General features: G+C 65.3%; 16 protein-coding genes and 1 pseudogene. 11 read left to right on the top strand and 6 right to left on the bottom strand.

Annotated features, from left to right (window positions below):
- Window positions 1-580 precede the first annotated feature (580 nt).
- From coxB to ACVIGB_RS27750, 8 genes and pseudogenes are all read left to right on the top strand, one after another.
- Window positions 581-1421: pseudogene (coxB, locus tag ACVIGB_RS27785) on the top strand (cytochrome c oxidase subunit II).
- A 111-nt stretch (window positions 1422-1532) separates the two neighbouring features.
- Entirely contained in the window at window positions 1533-3149 is a 1617-nt protein-coding gene (gene ctaD / locus ACVIGB_RS27780; RefSeq protein WP_092119146.1) for a cytochrome c oxidase subunit I, read from the top strand.
- A gap of 62 nt (window positions 3150-3211) precedes the next feature.
- Window positions 3212-4150 carry a heme o synthase gene (locus ACVIGB_RS27775; protein WP_456720240.1) on the top strand — a complete coding sequence of 313 codons (939 nt, stop codon included), beginning with the start codon at window positions 3212-3214 and terminating at the stop codon, window positions 4148-4150.
- Window positions 4151-4188: 38 nt separating this feature from the next.
- The gene (locus ACVIGB_RS27770; protein ID WP_092119139.1) at window positions 4189-4353 is read left to right on the top strand and encodes a CoxF protein; all 165 of its coding nucleotides are present in this window, start codon (window positions 4189-4191) and stop codon (window positions 4351-4353) included.
- A 5-nt stretch (window positions 4354-4358) separates the two neighbouring features.
- Window positions 4359-4997 (top strand): cytochrome c oxidase assembly protein, encoded by a 639-nt coding sequence (locus ACVIGB_RS27765; protein WP_456725062.1) that lies wholly within the window; start codon window positions 4359-4361, stop codon window positions 4995-4997.
- Between the two features lie 55 nt (window positions 4998-5052).
- Complete coding sequence (locus ACVIGB_RS27760; RefSeq protein ID WP_092119134.1) at window positions 5053-5949, top strand: cytochrome c oxidase subunit 3; 897 nt, start codon at window positions 5053-5055, stop codon at window positions 5947-5949.
- 62 nt (window positions 5950-6011) lie between these two features.
- Window positions 6012-6398 carry a DUF983 domain-containing protein gene (locus ACVIGB_RS27755; protein ID WP_092119130.1) on the top strand — a complete coding sequence of 129 codons (387 nt, stop codon included), beginning with the start codon at window positions 6012-6014 and terminating at the stop codon, window positions 6396-6398.
- A complete protein-coding gene (locus ACVIGB_RS27750; protein ID WP_456720241.1) occupies window positions 6395-7159 on the top strand; it encodes an SURF1 family protein in 765 nt (254 codons plus the stop codon). The genes ACVIGB_RS27755 and ACVIGB_RS27750 overlap by 4 nt, the downstream gene beginning before the upstream one ends.
- A gap of 93 nt (window positions 7160-7252) precedes the next feature.
- Here ACVIGB_RS27750 and ACVIGB_RS27745 read toward each other — a convergent pair whose 3' ends face one another.
- The 4 genes from ACVIGB_RS27745 to ACVIGB_RS27730 are packed head-to-tail and all read right to left on the bottom strand — an operon-like array spanning window position 7253 to window position 12835.
- Complete coding sequence (locus ACVIGB_RS27745) at window positions 7253-7909, bottom strand: hypothetical protein (protein ID WP_456720242.1); 657 nt, start codon at window positions 7907-7909, stop codon at window positions 7253-7255.
- A 20-nt stretch (window positions 7910-7929) separates the two neighbouring features.
- Window positions 7930-11049: an efflux RND transporter permease subunit gene (locus ACVIGB_RS27740; RefSeq protein ID WP_456720243.1), complete on the bottom strand. Its 3120-nt coding sequence runs from the start codon at window positions 11047-11049 to the stop codon at window positions 7930-7932.
- On the bottom strand, window positions 11046-12242 hold the full coding sequence (locus ACVIGB_RS27735; RefSeq protein WP_456720244.1) for an efflux RND transporter periplasmic adaptor subunit: 1197 nt from the start codon (window positions 12240-12242) through the stop codon (window positions 11046-11048). The genes ACVIGB_RS27740 and ACVIGB_RS27735 overlap by 4 nt, the downstream gene beginning before the upstream one ends.
- Complete coding sequence (locus ACVIGB_RS27730; protein WP_456720245.1) at window positions 12239-12835, bottom strand: hypothetical protein; 597 nt, start codon at window positions 12833-12835, stop codon at window positions 12239-12241. Before ACVIGB_RS27730 ends, ACVIGB_RS27735 begins: the two co-directional genes overlap by 4 nt.
- 80 nt (window positions 12836-12915) lie before the next feature.
- On the opposite strand from ACVIGB_RS27730, the gene ACVIGB_RS27725 reads away from it, so the two are divergent.
- Window positions 12916-13815, top strand: a complete 900-nt coding sequence (locus ACVIGB_RS27725) for a LysR family transcriptional regulator (RefSeq protein WP_092126235.1) — start codon at window positions 12916-12918, stop codon at window positions 13813-13815.
- 81 nt (window positions 13816-13896) lie between these two features.
- On the opposite strand, the gene ACVIGB_RS27720 is transcribed toward ACVIGB_RS27725, so the two are convergent.
- Window positions 13897-15501, bottom strand: coding sequence for a DHA2 family efflux MFS transporter permease subunit (locus ACVIGB_RS27720; protein ID WP_456720246.1), 1605 nt, complete (start codon window positions 15499-15501; stop codon window positions 13897-13899).
- Window positions 15501-16757, bottom strand: coding sequence for an HlyD family secretion protein (locus ACVIGB_RS27715; protein ID WP_456725063.1), 1257 nt, complete (start codon window positions 16755-16757; stop codon window positions 15501-15503). The genes ACVIGB_RS27720 and ACVIGB_RS27715 overlap by 1 nt, the downstream gene beginning before the upstream one ends.
- Window positions 16758-16979: 222 nt before the next feature.
- Between ACVIGB_RS27715 and ACVIGB_RS27710 the strand changes: the two genes are divergently transcribed.
- Window positions 16980-17702, top strand: a complete 723-nt coding sequence (locus ACVIGB_RS27710) for a TetR/AcrR family transcriptional regulator (RefSeq protein ID WP_456720247.1) — start codon at window positions 16980-16982, stop codon at window positions 17700-17702.
- 169 nt (window positions 17703-17871) lie between these two features.
- Entirely contained in the window at window positions 17872-18738 is an 867-nt protein-coding gene (locus ACVIGB_RS27705) for an outer membrane protein (protein WP_456720248.1), read from the top strand.
- The last annotated feature ends 5 nt before the right edge of the window (window positions 18739-18743 follow it).

Genomic DNA, 18743 nt, shown 5'->3' with positions numbered 1-18743 from the left:
ATCCTTTGATGTTCGGTCGGTCCGGCCGTCCGCCCGGCCGCCGCTCACACGCGCGATCAGGATGCGCCTGCAAAAACCGCATCGTGATCTCATCTCTTTGTTTGAGCATGATCTTTTCGGAAAACCGGTGATCCCTGTTCCGGATCGTGCTCGTTAGCCGACTGATACCGCAATGACGGCGCCTTGAAGGCGATCTTGAAGCCATTCCCGCGCCGGATTGGGGCAGCCCGCAGCGAATCAGGTTCCTGCGGGCCATCCCGTCTGTGCGTACATCCGGTAATCCCCCTGTCAACAGTACGCGGCGTTGTTTCGGCGACTTTCGCTTGATTTTGCGGGAAAATTCGCAAGCGGCAGCTTCATCGCACGCGCATGGCTTTCGGCCGTACTACTGCATTGCGAGCGCCTGCGAATTATGGTTTGAGAGGCTGGATTTCGACGCGTTCTAGCGATCTGGCTCCCGTACCCACCTTGACTCAGAGACGGGTATGTCCGGAAGGCCATTTGTCAGGGCGGATCGTGCTGTATCTCCGGTCACGTGCCGGGGGTGCGTTGGGGAATAATGCAAGGGAGCGCGAACGGCATGAAGATGTCGATTGGCCGGTTGGGCAGGCAATTGCTGGGGTTGGCGGTGGCGGGTGTGGCGTCAGTCGCCGCGGGATCGGCCTTCGCCGAAATGGGGCAGCCGGCGCCATGGGAGCACACGCTGCAGGAAGCCGCGACCCCGGTGATGGAAAACATCATCTGGTTTCACAATTTCCTGCTGGTGCTGATCACCGTCATCACCCTGTTCGTGCTGGCGCTGCTCGTTATCGTGGTGGTGAAGTTCAACGCCAAGGCCAACCCGGTCCCCTCCAGGACCACCCACAACACGCTGATCGAAGTGGCCTGGACGCTGATCCCGGTCCTGATCCTGGTTGGCATCGCGGTGCCGTCGTTCCGCCTCCTGTTCCTGGAGCTCGACGTGCCGAAGCCGGACCTCACCGTGAAGGTCACCGGCAAGCAGTGGTATTGGTCATACGCCTACCCGGATAACGGCAAGTTCGAGTTCGACTCGCTGCTCGACAAGGACAAGCAGCCCCGGCTGCTCGGCGTCGACAACGAGATGGTGGGTCCCGGTCAACAAGGTGGTGCGGATCCAGACCACCGGCGCCGATGTGATCCACTCCTTCGCGGTGCCGGCCTTCGGCGTGAAGATCGACTCGGTCCCCGGCCGCCTCAACGAGAGCTGGTTCAAGGCCACCAAGACCGGCGTGTTCTACGGCCAGTGCTCGGAACTGTGCGGCAAGGACCATGCCTTCATGCCGATCGCGGTCCGGGTCGTCAGCGACCAGGAATTCGCGACCTGGGTTGAAGGGGCGAAGAAGAAATTTGCGACCAACCCGGCGAATTCCTACGCCTCGGCTGGTCAGGCGGCGCAGTAAGCCCCAAGGGTTAAGGCCCCAAGGCTTGAGGCCCCAAGGCTTGCGGCGCGGATGGAATAAGGGCGATGGGACCGCAAGGTCCAAGAGGGACTGCAAGGCAGGATTTTGAACATGGCGACAGGCGCAGCGACACACGACGATCACGCCCATGATGATCACGCCCACCATCCGACCGGATGGCGGCGCTATCTCTACTCCACGAACCACAAGGATATCGGTACGATGTACCTTATCTTTGCGGTGATCGCGGGCATCATCGGCGCTGCGATGTCGATCGCGATCCGTGCTGAGTTGATGTACCCGGGCGTCCAGATATTCCACGAAACGCACACTTATAACGTGTTCGTGACCTCGCACGGTCTGATCATGATCTTCTTCATGGTCATGCCGGCGATGATCGGCGGGTTCGGCAACTGGATGGTGCCGCTGATGATCGGCGCGCCGGACATGGCGTTCCCGCGCATGAACAACATCTCGTTCTGGCTGCTGCCGGCCTCGTTCGCGCTGCTGCTGCTCTCCACCTTCGTCGAGGGTGAGCCGGGTGCCAACGGCGTCGGTGCGGGCTGGACGATGTACGCGCCGCTGTCGACCTCGGGCCATCCGGGACCTGCGGTCGATTTCGCGATCCTGTCGCTGCATCTCGCCGGTGCGTCGTCGATCCTCGGTGCCATCAACTTCATCACCACGATCTTCAACATGCGCGCGCCGGGCATGACCCTGCACAAGATGCCGCTGTTCGTGTGGTCGATCCTGGTGACCGTGTTCCTGCTGCTGTTGTCGCTGCCGGTGCTCGCCGGTGCGATCACCATGCTGCTGACCGACCGCAATTTCGGCACCGCCTTCTTTGCGGCTGACGGCGGCGGCGATCCCGTGCTGTTCCAGCACCTGTTCTGGTTCTTCGGCCACCCCGAAGTGTACATCCTGATCCTGCCCGCCTTCGGCATGGTCAGCCAGATCGTCTCCACCTTCTCGCGCAAGCCCGTGTTCGGCTATCTCGGCATGGCCTACGCCATGGTCGCGATCGGCGGCATCGGCTTCGTGGTGTGGGCGCACCACATGTACACCGTCGGCATGTCGTCGGCGACGCAGGCCTATTTCGTCGCCGCCACGATGGTGATCGCGGTGCCGACCGGCGTGAAGATCTTCTCCTGGATCGCCACGATGTGGGGCGGCTCGATCGAGTTCAAGGCGCCGATGATCTGGGCGATCGGCTTCATCTTCCTGTTCACCGTCGGCGGCGTCACCGGCGTCGTGCTGGCCAATGCCGGCGTCGACCGCGTGCTGCAGGACACCTACTACGTGGTGGCGCACTTCCACTACGTGCTGTCGCTCGGCGCCGTGTTCGGCATCTTCGCCGGCTGGTACTACTGGTTCCCGAAGATGTTCGGCTACATGTACTCGGAGCGGATCGCCAAGGCGCACTTCTGGTTCACCTTCATCGGCGTCAACCTGGTGTTCTTCCCGCAGCACTTCCTCGGCCTGTCGGGCATGCCGCGCCGCTACGTCGACTATCCGGATGCGTTCGCCGGCTGGAACCTGATCTCCTCCTGGGGCTCCTACATCTCCGGCATCGGCGTGCTGATCTTCATCTACGGTGTGATCGATGCCTTCGTCCGCAAGGAGCAGGCCGCGAACAACCCGTGGGGTGCGGGTGCGACCACGCTGGAGTGGACGCTGACCTCGCCGCCGCCGTTCCACCAGTTCGAAGTGCTGCCCCGCGTGCAGTAAGTCCAAGACCACGCGGCGCACCCTGGGTGCGCCGCGCCTTTTGAGAGAAGTGAGACCTGATCTTGTCGGTTGTCGATCACAACGCCATCGAGCTGCCCCGGATTTCCGAGGCCGAAGTGGGCGACTACATCGCGCTGCTGAAGCCGCGCGTGATGTCGCTGGTGATCTTCACCGCGCTGGTCGGGCTGATGATCGCGCCGGTGCATGTCCATCCGGTACTGGCGTTCACCTCGATCCTTTGCATCGCGGTCGGCGCCGGCGCCTCCGGCGCGCTCAACATGGCCTATGAGAGCGACGTCGACGCCTTGATGTCGCGCACCGCCAACCGGCCGATCCCGCGCGGCCGCATCACTCCGGCCGAGGCAGCCGCCTTCGGCCTGACGCTCGCCTTCTTCTCGGTGATGACGCTCGGCATCCTGGTCAACTGGGTCGCGGGCGGGCTGCTTGCCTTCACCATCTTCTTCTATGCCGTGATCTACACGATGCTGCTGAAGCGCTGGACCGCGCAGAACATCGTGATCGGCGGTGCTGCCGGCGCACTGCCGCCGGTGGTGGCGTGGGCGGCCGCGACCGGCTCGCTCTCGGTCGAGCCGATCCTGCTGTTCCTGATCATCTTCTTCTGGACCCCGCCGCACTTCTGGGCGCTGGCGCTGTTCCGCAGCGACGACTACGCGCGCGCCGGCATCCCGATGCTGCCGGTGGTCGCCGGTCCCGACGCGACCCGGCTGCAGATCCTGCTCTACACCGTCGTGCTGGTCGCGATCGCGCTGGCTCCATGGCCGCTCGGCTATTTCGACGCGATCTACGGCGTCACCTCGCTGGTAGCAGGCGCCGGCATGCTGTGGCTCGCCGTCGAGGTCTATCGCCGCCGTGAGGGCGTTGTAGCCAACCGCGCCACGCGCCGGCTGTTCGCCTTCTCGATCCTCTATCTGTTCGCGCTGTTTGCCGTCCTCCTCGCCGAGGTGGTCGTCCGCGCGATCCTGCCTGTCTTCATCGGGTAGGGACGCCGGGGGGCAAGATGGGGGCGCATGGGATACCAATGGACGAGAAACGCGAACCAGAAGGAATCGTCCTCACCGAGGCGCAGCTCAGGAGCCGCCGCCAACGCTCGATCGCCATTGCGCTCGCGCTCGGCGTCATGGTCGTGCTGTTCTTCGCCGTCACCCTGGTCAAGGGGCCGGCCGTGCTGGTGCGGCCGCTGTGAGTGAGATGGCAAACCAGAGCGCACCGCAGGCTCCGCAAGGCGAGGGCGCCAAGGTCACGCGCCGCATGCTGACGCGCGACGCCATGGTCGCGTCGATCTGCGGCTTCGTCGTGGTGCTGATGGTCGGTGCGTCCTACGCAGCCGTGCCGTTCTACAACTGGTTCTGCCGCACCACCGGCTTCAACGGCACCACCCAGGTCGCGACCTCGGTGCCGACGGATGCGCCGCTGGCGCGCACCATTTCGGTCAGCTTCGATTCCAACGTCGCGCCGGGCCTGCCCTGGAAGTTCGAGGCCGAGCAGACCACGATCGACGTCAAGATCGGCCAGGTCGTCACGGTCTATTACACCGTGACCAACCAGTCGGCGCGCGCCACGACGGGACAAGCCGCCTACAACGTCGCGCCGCTGACGGTCGGCGCCTATTTCCAGAAGATCAACTGCTTCTGCTTCACCGAACAGACCATGGCGCCGGGCGAGAAGCGCGAGATGGCCGTGGTGTTCTATGTCGATCCGGCGCTGGCCAAGGACAGCGAGAACGACACGCTGAAGACCATCACTTTGTCCTACACCTTCTTCCCCGTGCGCGACGCCGCGCCGAAGCCCGTGGCTGCGGGCGAGGCGGAGCAGCGCAAGGGCGGCTAGTTCTGGAATTCTAAGATTAAGACGTGCCTTGCGGCACGCGAATGGAGAGACGGCAATGGCTGAGGCGCAAGTCAAGCATCACGACTATCATCTCGTCGACCCGAGCCCGTGGCCGGTGGTCGGCTCGGTCTCGGCCTTCATCATGGCGCTCGGTGCGATCGGCTGGATGCACCACATGTTCTCCGCCGCGCCGATCGTGTTCGGCGTCGGCACCATCGGCGTGCTCTACACCATGGCGAGCTGGTGGGGCGACGTGATCAAGGAAGCCCAGTACAAGGGCGACCACACCCGCGTGGTCCAGATCAGCCATCGCTACGGCATGATCCTGTTCATCGCCTCCGAAGTGATGTTCTTCGTCGCCTGGTTCTGGGCGTTCTTCAATTCGGCGCTGTTCCCGGCCGATGCGGTGCATGCCACCCGCGATGCCGTGTTCGGTTGCGGCGCCGGCACGGCGATGGGTGCCTGCTCGGTTCCCGGCACCTGGCCGCCGCATGGCATCGAGACCTTCGATCCCTGGCATCTGCCGCTGCTCAACACGCTGCTGCTTCTGACCTCGGGCACGACCGTCACCTGGGCGCACCATGCGCTGCTGGAGAACGACCGCCAGGGCCTCAAGCAGGGCCTGATCCTCACCGTGATCCTCGGCGCCTGCTTCACCTGCGTGCAGGCCTATGAGTACGCCCATGCGACGTTCTCGTTCGGCGGCAACGTCTACGGCTCGACCTTCTTCATGGCGACCGGGTTCCACGGTTTCCACGTGCTGGTCGGCACCATCTTCCTCTTGGTCTGCCTGATCCGCGCCTATGCCGGCCACTTCACGCCGAAGCAGCATCTCGGCTTCGAGTTCGCCGCTTGGTACTGGCACTTCGTCGACGTAGTCTGGCTGTTCCTGTTCATCTGCATCTACGTCTGGGGCCACGGCGCCGAGTCCATGGCGCACGGCGCACACTAACCTCACTGACGTGCTAAGAGGGGGCGGCCCGATGGCCGCCCCTTTGCTTTTGAAGAGAACCGATGACGGACACTCCGCCCACTGTGACCGAAAGCGCGCTGCGCGGCATCGCCTGCCGCTGCCCGCGCTGCGGCAAGGGCAAGCTCTATTCCGGCTTCCTGACGCTGGCGCCGCGCTGCCAGGCCTGCGGCCTCGACTTCGCGTTCATCGATGCCGGCGACGGTCCGGCGATCTTCGTCATCATGCTGGCCGGCGCCATCGTGGTCGCGGCGGCGCTGATCGTCGAGGTGAAGTACCAGCCGCCGTTCTGGGTTCACGCCGCGTTGTGGCTACCGTTGATCGTGGTCACCACGATCCTGCCGCTCCGTTCAATGAAGGCGCTGCTGATCGCGCTGCAATTCCACCACAAGGCCGCCGAAGGCCAATTGATCGAGCGCGACCCGCAATGAATGACGACACGACGACGCGTCGGCCGAGCGCGGCCGGCTTCGGCATTTTCACGCTGATCCTGATCGCGGTGTTCATCGCCCTCGGCGTTTGGCAGTTGCAGCGCAGGGTCGAAAAGCATGCGCTGATTGCCGCGCTCGACGAGCGGCTGGCCGCCCCGACCGAGGCGCTGCCGCCGCCATCGGCGTGGCCCGCGGTGACCTCGGCCAGGGATGAATTCCGCCGCGTCACGCTGACCGCGACCTACGCGAAACAGCCGGACGCGATGGTCTTCAGCTCCGGCTCGGCGGTGCGCGACGATGTCGCGGGACCCGGCACCTGGGCGTTCCTGCCGGCCAAGCTCGCCAGCGGCGAGACCGTTGTGATCAACACCGGCTTTGTCCAGAACACGATGCAGGACCGCGCCTTCGAGGATCGCGTCACAGGCCGCCTCGTCACCGGCGCGCCGGTCGAGCTGACCGGCTACATTCGCTTTCCCGAGCCGCCGGGCCGGCTGACGCCGAAGGAAGATCTGCCGAAGCGGCTGTGGTTCGTGCGCGATCATCGCGCGATGGCGCAGACGCTCGGCTGGGGACAGGTCGCGCCGTTCTATATCGACCTCGAGGCGCCGGTGCCCGACAGCGGCACACCGAAGCCCGGACCGCTCAAGGTGCGGCTCAAGGACGACCACATGCAGTACGCCATCACCTGGTTCTCGCTGGCCGCCGCGGTCACGATCGCCTTCGGCCTGTGGTGGCGCGGTCAACGCCGCCGGGCGGCCTGAGAGACGCGGTGATTGCGGCGGTGTGCTGCGCAGGGCTGCCCAGCCTTGGCGCAGCAGAAGCGCGATGACGATTCGACCCAGTCTCATCGTGCTTCAGGTGGAGAGCGCCTGGCCGGCTCCGATCAGGCGGATCAGCATGTCGCCCCATAGCGCGCCGAGAATCCCGGTCAGCACGAACGCGGTCCAGAACAGCGCGGGACGCCCGATCCGCGCCCATCGGGCCGCAGCCACCGCCGGCAGGCCGATCGCGACGGCCAGAAGCACGATGGACGAGCCGGTCTGGCCGGGGTCCACCACCCAGTCGGCCAACGAGCTGGCGAATGCCTGCGCCAGCATCGCGACGATCCAGAACGGAGCCTGGTCGCGGACCGAGTCGACGGCGAGGAATCCCGTTGTTCCCGCCACCCGAGCCCAGACGATCAGGGCGAGCGCGAACAGCGCCGCCAGCTGAACCGAGGCGACAAGATCGCCGATCCCGAGCGACCGGTCCGCCATATGCGCCAATGCCGCGCTGACGACCAGGACGCCGACAAGCACCGGCCAGAAGGCGATCCGACCGGCACGATCGCGCGCATACAGGCCCCCGATCGCCACCACGCCGGCCGCGGCCAGGACGTGGCTCCCCTTGCCCGCGACGGCATGGCCTCCGAGTTCGCCCAGCACTGCAGCCGCGGTCCTGATCGTCCAGAACCGCAATGCGGCCTCGCGCACTCCCATCGTCCATCGCATCTCGATATGACGCATGTCCATGCGCGTCTCCCCGGCAGCGTTCAGGTCGACAATGTCGGATGTGCCGCAGGCTCACCCGAACGGCCGCGGCGCATTCGGTTGATCCATTGGGTCAAGCCATCGAGATAGATGTACACGACAGGCGTCGTGAACAGCGTCATCAGCTGCGAGACGATCAGGCCGCCGACGATGGCAAAGCCGAGCGGCTGGCGCAGCTCCGATCCGGTGCCGGTGCCGATCATCAGCGGAACGCCGCCGAGCATCGCGCACATCGTCGTCATCAGGATCGGGCGGAAGCGCGCCTTGCAGGCCATATAGACCGACTGCTCGGCAGAGAGATGCTGGTGGCGTTCGGCCTCCAGCGCGAAATCGATCAGCATGATGCCGTTCTTCTGCACAATGCCGATCAGCAGGATGATGCCGACCAGCCCGATCACGTCGAGCCCGAAGCCGAAGGCCCACAGCGCGAGCAGCGCGCCGAGCCCGGCGGACGGCAGGGTCGAGAGGATCGTGATCGGATGGATCGTGCTCTCATAGAGCATGCCGAGGATCAGATAGACGGCGACCACCGCGGCCAGGATCAGGATCGGCGTCGACGCGAGCGCGGCCTGGAACGCCTGCGCATTGCCCTGGAAGCTGGTGATCACGGTCGACGGCACGTGCAGGTCGGCGGTCGCTTTCTGGACCGCCGCGACCGCGGTCCCCACCGCCGTGCCCGGCGCCAGGTTGAAGCTCAGCGTGACCGACGGAAACTGGCTCTGGTGGTTCACTGAGAGCGGCGCGGTGCCGTAATCGATGCTCGCGATCTGGCTCAAGGGCACCATCGTCCCCGCGGACGAGCGGACGTAGATGCGGTTGAGCGCATAGGGGCCGAGCTGGAACGACGGATCGACCTCGAGGATCACGTAATAGGTGTTGAGTGTCGTGAACAGCTGGGCGACGTGACGCTGGCCGAATGAATCATACAGCGTGTTGTCCACTGCGGCCGGATCGATGCCGAGGCGGGAGGCCGCGTCGCGGTCGATCTGCAGCTTGAGCTGACGCGCGGCGTTGGCCTGGTCGGTGGCGACGTCGGCCAGTTCCGGCAACGTCTTCAGCTTCTGATACAGCTTGCCGGCCCACAGATTGAGCTCGTCCTGGTTCACGTCGGTGAGGGTGAACTGATACTGCGTCTTGGACAGCCGGCTGGCGAGATTGATGTCCTGCGTCGCCTGCATGAACACCGACATCCCCTTGATCTTCTGCAGCGCGGTGTCGAGCTGCCGGATCACCTGATCGGCAGAAGCATTGCGCTCGTTGCGCGGCTTCAACAGCACGAACAGGCGGCCGTTGTTCTCGGTCACGGTCGGGCCGCCCGGTCCGATATAGCCGGTCGCATTGGCGACCGCGGGGTTCTTGGCGATGACGTCGATGACACTGCGTTGCAGCGTCGCCATCTGCGCCGGCGAGATGTCCGCCGAGGCCTCGGTGATGCCGGTGATCATGCCGGTGTCCTGCTGCGGGAAGAAGCCCTTGGGGATGGCCACGAACAGCAGGCCGGTCACCACGACGCTTGCCAGCATGATCGACATGGTGGTGGCCTTGTAGCGCAACGCCCTGGCAAGCACGGCCTCGTAGGCGGCCTGGATCGCAACGAAACCGCGTTCCAGCGCGCGCGACACTGCCCCGGCCTCGGCGCCCTGGTGCGGCGACAGCAGATAGGCGCACATCATCGGCGTCAGGGTCACCGAGACGATCACCGACACCACGATGGCAACGCACACGGTGACGGCGAACTCCTGGAACATGCGGCCGATCACCCCGCCCATCAGCAGCAGCGGAATGAACACCGCGATCAGCGAGACCGAGATCGAGATGATGGTGAAGCCGATCTCGCCGGCCCCCTTCAGGGCGGCCTGCATTGGAGAGAGACCTTCCTCGATATGCCGCGAGATATTCTCGATCATCACGATGGCATCGTCGACGACGAAGCCGACCGCGATCGACAGGCCCATCAGCGACAAATTGTCGAGGCTGTAGTTGAGCAGATACATCACGCCGAAGGTGCCGATCAGCGAGATCGGGACCGAGACCGCGGGGATGATGGTCGCCCACAGATTGCGCAGGAACAGGAAGATCACGCCGACCACCAGCGCAATGGTCAGCACCAAAGTGAGCTGAACGTCGGCGACGCTGGCGCGGATGGTCTGGGTGCGGTCGGAGGCGATCTGGACCTTGATGTCGGACGGCAGGCTCGCCACCAGCTGCGGCAGCAGCTTCTTGATGCCGTCGACCGTGCTGATCACGTTGGCGCCAGGCTGGCGCTGGATCGCGAGGATGATGGCGGGCTTATCGTTGTACCAGCCATGCAGCGTGATGTCCTCGGCCGCCACCACGGCATGCCCGATATCACGCAAGCGGACCGGCGCGCCGTTGCGATAGGCGATGATCAGATCGTCATACTTGCTCGCGACCAGCACCTGGTCGTTGGTGGCGAGCGTATAGGCCTGCTGGCTGCCGTAGAGCACGCCCTTGGGCTGGTTCACGGTGATGTTGCCGAGCGTGGTGCGCAATTGCTCGAGATCGAGCCCCGCGGCGGCGAGCTTGGCCGGATTGACCTGCACCCGGATCGACGGCTTCTGCATGCCGCCGATGGTGACGAGCGAAACGCCCGGCACCTGCGACAATTTCTGCGCCAAAATGCTGTCGGCATAGTCGTCGACCTTGGTCAGCGGCTCGGTGTCCGACATCAGCGCGATCAGCAGCACCGGCACGTCGGCCGGGTTGACCTTGTGGAAGGTCGGCGGCGACGGCATGGTCTTGGGCAATTGCCCCGATGCCGCATCGATCGCGGTCTGCACGTCCTGCGCGGCCGCATCGACGCTGCGGTTCAGTGCGAATTGCAGCGTGATCTGGGTGTTGCCGAGCCCGCTGCTCGAGCTCATGCCGGTGAGGCCTGCGATCTGCCCGAATTGCCGCTCCAGTGGCGTCGCGACCGAGGAGGCCATGGTCTGCGGATCGGCGCCGGGCAATTGCGCGGTGACCTGGATGGTCGGGGTGTCCACCGTCGGCAGCGCCGAGACCGGCAGCCGCACGAAGGCGATCATGCCGACCAGCACGATGGCGATGGCCAGAAAGGCGGTGGCGACGGGCTTGCGGATAAAACCTGCGGAGACGTTCATGGCAGCATCCCTGCGCTGGCGGTGGTTGCGTCCTGGACCTGGTCTTTCTTGTCATCGGGCACGATCTCGACCGCCGTCCCCGGATTGAGCCGGTACTGACCCGCGGTGACGACGGTCTCGTTCGCCGCGAGGCCCTGCTCGATCAGGACCTGCCCGTCGCGCGATTGGCCGGTGGTGACATTGCGGATGCTGACGATGTTGTTTGCGCCAACCACATAGGCGAAGCCGCCGTCCGGTCCCTGGCGCACCGCCGTCAGCGGCACGGTGAGCGCGTCGTGGCGAACCGCGATCGTCAGATGGACGTTGACGAAGGTGCCGGGCCACAGCGTGTTGCCGGCATTGGGAAAGGATGCCTTCAGCTGCACCGTGCCGCTCGTGCTGTCGACCTGGTTGTTGATCAGCATCAGGCTGCCGTGGTCGAGCTTGCGCTTGTTCTGTGCATCATAGACGTCGACCGAGGCGTCTCCGGACGCCAGCGCCTGCCGCACGCCCGGGATCTCGCCGGACGGCAGCGTGAAGATCACCGCGATCGGCTGCAACTGGGTGAGAACCACGAGCCCGTTGGTGTCGGTCGGGTGCACGATGTTGCCGGGATCGATGCGGCGGATGCCGGTGACGCCGTCGAACGGCGCGGTGATCGTGGCGAAGCTCAGCTGGGTCTGCGCGGCTTCCAGCGCAGCCTTGTCGAGCGCGACGGTGCCTTCGCCCTGCGTGACCTGCGAATCCTGAGTGTCGAGCAGTTGCTGGGTCGCAAAGCCGCGATTGGCGAGCGGCTGGGTTCGCGCCAGATTGGTCCTGGCGTTCTTCAGGCTCGCCTCGTCGCGCGCCAGCGCGGCCTCGGCCTGGTCGACCTGGGCCTCGTAGACCCGCGGGTCGATCTTGGCGAGCACGTCACCGCGCTTCACCTGCTTGCCCTCGACGAAATCGACGCTGTCGAGCGTGCCCTGCACCTGGGTGCGTATCGTGGCCGTGTTGATCGGCGTCACGGTGCCCAGTCCTTCGAGCACGATCGGCACGTCATGCTGCAGCACCTTCGCGGCCGTCACCGGAACCGCGGGCGTGATCGTCTTCGACTGGGCCGCTGCCGGGGTCTTGTCCGCTGCGCCGTCCGGCCGCACGGCATAGACGCCGGCGCCGATTGCGGCGGCGGCCACCAGGATCGCGCACGCGATCTTGAAGGTCTTCGATGTCATGGATTACCAACTCCATCGGTTGTCCGGCGGCCGATGGTTGCGACCAGCTCCAGGACAAAGGTTTCAGTTGCGCTCGCCGCGGCCGCTTCTGCCCCGCGGCCGGCAGCCAGGTCGAGATTGATGATGCGTGCGTCGAGATCGGCGGCGCGCAAACTGCCGATCAAATTGCCATGCGGCCCTTCGTCGGTGTGATGAACGACAAGCCGGATCGCGGTCGCCGTCGGCACGATGCGAAACGGCAATGCGTCGGCGGCGACGTCGATCGCGACGATGCCGCCGCAGGGCAGTTCGTGCCGCAGCGCCAGTTCGAGCATGCGCCGCGCGACGGGTCCTTCGCCCAGCAGGATCAGCTGCCGCGGGGTCATGCCGACGCGGTCGAGCGCAGCCGCGACGCCGCTCAGGATGCCGGCATGGCCCGTTTCGCAGAGCTCGATCGGCAGCCACGTCGCAAGCGGCGTCAGCCGGCGCCAGCGCGCGAAGGTTTCAGGCATGGCGATCGACGCGGCATCGGGGGCGACCAGGACGCCGACCAGCACGCGCGCGGTGGCGCGACGGGGCCGGGCTGCGATTGCGCTGTGCGGGCTTTCGGACATGACCGGAAGCTGGGCCTTGGCGCAGTATTATACAAATGAATTGTCTTTATCCGCTAATTCACATCGTGCATGATGACGGCATGCGGATGCGCAATCTGGATCTCAATCTGCTGCTGGTGTTCGACGCCGTCATGCGCGAGCGCAGCGTGGTGCGCGCGGCCGGCGCGCTTGCCATCAGCCAGCCCGCCGTGAGCCATGCACTGAACCGGCTCCGTCATGCGCTGAAGGACAGGCTGTTCGTCCGCACGCCGTCCGGCATGCTGCCGACGCCGCGGGCGGAAGCGCTCGCGCTGCCGGTCCGCAAGGCGCTCAGCGAGCTGCAACTCGCGGTCGAGGGAGATCGTTTCGATCCGGCGCAGGCGGAACGGCGCTTCACCATTGCCGTCAACAATTATGCCGCGGTGGTCGCGGCCGGCTCGATCATCGCGGCGGTGCGCGCGCAGGCGCCCAGGGTGCGGCTGACGCTGGTGCCGAGCGGGACGCTCAATCTCCCCGACAGGCTCGATCGCGGCGAGCTCGATCTCGCGATCTCCGCCCGCGCGATGGAGGGCGAGCGCTTCGCCTCCTGTCGGTTGATTGAGGACCGCTTCGTCGCGGTGCTGAGGGCCGGTCATCCGGCGTTGCGCAAGAAGCTGACCGGCGAGACGCTGGTCGAGCTGCCACACCTTGCGATCACCTCCAGCGGCGAGAATCTGGATTTCATCGACGCCTGGCTGCGGGCGCGCAAGGCGAGCCGCACCATTGCGACCGATGTCCCGTATCTATCCGCCGGCGCGGTCCTGGTGCAATCGAACATGGTCGCGATCCTCGGGCGCAAGCTCGCGCTCGAATTCCGCCGCGCCTATCCGATCGAGATGCGGGAGCTGCCGTTCGATGCATCGAAGCTGCAGAGTGTCATGAGCTGGCACCGCCGCTTCGACGATCTGCCGGCGCATCGCTGGCTGCGGGACACGATCGTCGCCGCCACCGGCGGCATTTGATCTGTGTCGCGACGATCCGGAATCAAATACGCCCGCGCCGATCCGTGGCGCGGGCGTATCGCAGTTGACCTCCGCACCCCGTCAGTGGCCGACAGGGGCGGGGCCGCCGAGCTTGACCTTGCGCAAGGTCAGCGCCAGCGGGATAGCCGAGAGCGAGATCAGCATCAGGACCCAGAACGCGTCCATATAGGACAGGAACGAGGCCTGGGTCTGCACCTGCTGCCCGATCCACTGGATCGCCTGTTGATGCGCCTGCGCCAGTGAATTGCCCTGAGCGACGAAGAAATCGGTGACCCGGTGCAGCGTGTCCTGGTATTGCGGGCTCGACGGCGTCACCTGCTCCACCAGCCGGCTCTGGTGGAATTGCTGGCGATGGGTCAGCACGTTGGAGACGATCGATACGCCGATCGAGCCGCCGGTGTTGCGCGCCGCGTTGATCAGCGCGGAGGCCTGGTCGGTCTTGTCAGGCGGGATGCCGTCATAGGACGCTGCCATGATCGGCACGAAGATCAGGGGCAGACCGACGCCGATCAGCATGCGCGAGCGCGCCATGAACCAGAAGCCGAGGTCGCCGTACACGTTGGTCATGCTGTACATCGAGGCGGCGATCACCAGCGCGCCGGCGACGATCAAATATTTCGGCTGCACCTTGGCGGCGAGCCGGCCGACTGCGAACATCATCACCATAGTTACCACGCCGCCGGGCGAGAGCACGAGGCCGGCCCAGGTCGCGGTGTAGCCGAAATCCTGCTGCACCAGCTGCGGCAGGAATTGGGTGGTCGCAAGCAGAATGGCGCCGGTCGCCAGCATTACCAGGAAGCAGGCGCCGAACTGCCGGGTTGCGACCATGCGCAGGTCGATCATCGGATTGCGGCGGGTCATCTCCCACGGGATCATCAGCACGAACGCCGTGGCGCTTATCGCCGCGAAGGTGATGATGAAGGGCGAGCCGAACCAGTCGTCCTCGAGGCCGCGGTCGAGCGTCACCTCGAGCGCGCCGAGGAAGGTCGCAACCAGCGCGAAGCCGATGAAATCGAAGCTGTTGTTCTGCGGCTGCGCGGCCTTCTGCGCTCCTTTGGCCTTCGCGGGCTCCTGCAGCACGGCTGCAATCAGCGCGATCGCGAACACGCCGACCGGCGCGTTGATCAGGAAGCACCAGTGCCAGGACAGATTGTCGGACAGCCAGCCGCCGAGCGTCGGCCCGACCACCGGCGCCACCACCACGGCGATGCCGAACACCGCAAACGCCTGGCCGCGCTTGGCCGGCGGGAAGGCGTCGGCGAGGATCGACTGCGCTACCGGAACCATGCCGCCGCCGCCGAGTCCCTGCAGGATGCGGAACAGCAGCAGTGCGTTCAGATTGGGGGCGAAGCCGCACAGCACCGAACTCACCGTGAAGATGCCGAGGCAGATCAGGAAGAAGGTCTTGCGGCCGAGCATCCTTGCGAGAAAGCCGGAGGCGGTCAGGATGATGGCGTTGGACACCAGGTAGGTCGTGACCACCCAGGAGGCCTCGTCCTCGCTCACGCCCATGCCGCCCGCGATATAGGGCAACGCGACGTTGGCGATGGTGGTGTCGAGCACCTCCATGAAGCTCGCGAGCGCAACCACGATGGCGATCAGCCAGGGATTGACGGCAACGCTCGGAGCCGGGATGCCTTTGGCGTCGATTGCGGCCGCGCTCATTAAAGCCTCCCAAGATTCAACTTCTCAAGACGCTCGAGCAGTGATGGCGCGGGGTTGATCCGCACGGTCGGGACGACAGACATGCCCGGGCCGAGCGCGACGTCGGTCGGCGGATTGTCCATCACGATCTTGACCGGCACGCGCTGCACGATCTTGACGTAGTTGCCGGTGGCGTTCTGCGCCGGCAGCAGCGAGAACGCGGTGCCCGATCCCGGCTGCACACTTTCGACATGGCCGTTGATCGTACGGCCCGGATAAGCGTCGATCTTCAGCGTCACCTTCTCGCCCGGACGCATCTGGTCGAGCTGGATCTCCTTGAAGTTCGCGGTGACCCAGGTCTGGTCAGGTACGAACATCGTGAGGTTGGTGCCGGCCTGCGCGAACTGGCCGACCGCCGCCGAGAGGTTGACGACGCGGCCCGGCTGCGCGGCGGTCACTGTCGTATAGGAGAGATTGAGCTCTGCCTGGTCGCGCTGCGCCTCGGCCTGGGCAAGGTTGGCGACCGCGCTCTTGCGCTGCGCCTTCAGCGATTCCACCTGGCGCTGCGCCAGGTTGAGCGTCGCCTGCGCGCTCAGCAGAGACGCCTGCTGCTGATGTAGTTGCGAGGTGTACTGCTCGGAATTCTGCACGGTGCCGTAGCCGGTCTGCTCCAGATGCTGGTAGCGCGTCGCCTGCTGCTGGGCGAAGGTCAGCGCCGCCTGGGCCTGGTCCACCTGGGCCTGGTTGGCTGATATTTGCGCCTGCTGCACGTCGAGCTGCGCATCGACATTCTGGATGCTGGCCTGCGCGGCCGCGACCTGCGCCTCGGCCTGCGCCAGCGCGACGCGATAGTCGCGGTCGTCGATGCGCGCGATCACGTCGCCGGCGGCGATGTGCTGGTTGTCGGTGACCGGAACCGCGGTGATGTAGCCGGAGACTTTCGGCGCGAGCGCGAACTGCCGCGCCGCGATGAAGGCGTCGTCGGTGGATTCGAAATGCCCGGTGGAGTCCATGTAGAGGGTGCCGCCGCCGAGCGTGGCGGCGAGCAGCACGGCGCCGATCGCGGAGACCACCGGACGGCGGCGCAGGAAGCCGCGCCGCTGTGGGGCGACCTCCGGCGGGATGGCTTCCGGGGCGGGCTCCTTGCTTGCGGGCCGTTCCTGCGCCGGAGCCCGCGCGGTGACCTCCGGCCGCTCGGATATGACGTTGGGCTCGTGTGCGGCCGGCGCCGAGGGCGAACCCTCGATGCTCTCGTGCCCTCCTTGGTCGCGCTCCAAAACAGTGTCTTCGAACATGATGGCTGCTCCTGCTGTCGGGCGAGGTCTGCAAGGCCTTCGCAAAAGGGAACGATACCGTTCCGTTCTGTGCGGCAAATAGTCTCGCGGCAGCGCAGCGTCAATAGAAACGGAACTGTACCGTTCTATTTACAACTAGATGTGATAAGCCTATATTGCTTGATGTTGCCGGCCGGACCGGCCCATGGAACCCGGGGAAGACTGATGACCACCAGTACCCTGAAGATGCCGCGGGCGCCCAAGACCAGAACGGCGACCGGGCCGGTCGAGGTGCGCGCGGGCCGGCCGCCGAAGGAATTGGCCGGCGAGGTCGATGCGCGCATTCTCGATGCCGCACGCAAGGTCTTTCTGCAGCGTGGCTTCGAAGGCGCCAGCATCGACGAGATCGCCGAGGCCGCGCGCTCCGGCAAGCGCACCATCTATGCGCGCTTCCGCGACAAGCGCGCGCTGTTCACCGAGGTGGTGACGCGGGACATCCTGTCACGCATCGCCGAGTTCAAGGCGGACGCGCCGCTCGGAGCGACAGTGGAGGAACGTCTCACCAGCGTCGCCTCGACCCTGTTGCATTGGGGCCTCGACGCCGACCGGATCGGGCTGATGCGGCTTGCGATTGCGGAGGCGCATCGCTTCCCGGATCTCGCCGCCACCGTCAACCGCAGGGCGCGCGCGCTGGCCACCGAGCTCGGCGTTCACCTGCTGCGCGACCTGACGCGATCCGACGAGCTCGGCAAGCTGCCGGCCTTCGCGCCGGAGCACCTGCCGACCACGGCGCGCCTGTTCCTCGACATCATCGCGGTGCCGATGCTGCTCCGGGCTCTGTACGAAGTCGACCTGAAGGCGCTCGATCCCGAGCTCGATGAGCACGTCGCGCGCGGCGTCGCGTTCTTCGTCGCGGCGTGCAGGAGCGGCTGGGTGGAGACCGATTGATCCCGGACGGTCCACTCAACAGGTTGTGAGTGCGGGTCGTTGCAACGTGGCCACAGATTGCTGAAAAGCATGTGGTTCGAGTGAGACACGCTGTCGCATTTATCCCCTCCATGGCAAAGACTTGGGTCACTTGGACTTGGGCCACTTGCTTGCGGCAAGTGCGAGAGGAATGGAAGTGCGTCGTTTTGCAATCGTTGGGACTAGCCTGCTCTTGATCACGGGGTTTGCAGGCGCGGTCTCAGCCGCTGACCTGCCGGAGCGCAGCTGGACCAAGGCTCCGCCATTGGTGGCTCCATCGTTCAACTGGTCTGGATTCTACGCCGGCGTGAATGTGGGCGGTGGCTGGTACGATGGTGGGAATATCACGACCAGCAGCAATATCACGTCCCTTATCGCCCCCGACAACATCGTCCGTATTCCCGTTTCGGACAGCAGCCAGTCGGGTGTCACTGCTGGTGGATTGCTCGGATACAATTATCAGTTGGGCAAGGTCGTCCTCGGGGCGGAAGCCGATTTTAACGACGCCAACCTGAAATCCTCCCGGGATGGAAGCACCACCGCCGTTTTCGTTATCCCTCGTTTATTTGGTCGAGGCGGAGGCGGTCGGCGAGATACCAGCGTGACCGGAATCTACAATTTTGAGAACACCAGCAAGATCGACTGGTTCGGCACCGTGCGGGGGCGCATCGGCTTTGTGCCGACCGAGCGCGTGCTGATCTACGCGACGGGCGGTCTGGCCTATGGCGAAGTGAAGACCCACATCGCCAATTCGGAAGCGTTTTCCACTGGCCTCTCGCGGCTCTGGCTTGGCGATAACTCCGACGTCCGCGTCGGTTGGACCGCCGGCGCCGGCCTCGAATATGCATTTGCCAATAACTGGACGCTGCGCGGCGAGTATCTCTACGTCGATCTCGGTAGCAGCGGCGCTACAGCGACATTCCAGGGCACGGATCCGCTGCAGAGCCAGATCCGTTACGATGCCAGCCGCGAGAGCAGGTTCAGCGTTGCTCGCGCCGCGTTGAGCTACAGGTTCTGACACCG

The sequence above is a fragment of the Bradyrhizobium sp. USDA 4341 genome (genome assembly GCF_054063755.1).
Note: the sequence above shows the minus strand (reverse complement) of the source record. Positions and strands in the feature narration are given on the sequence as shown.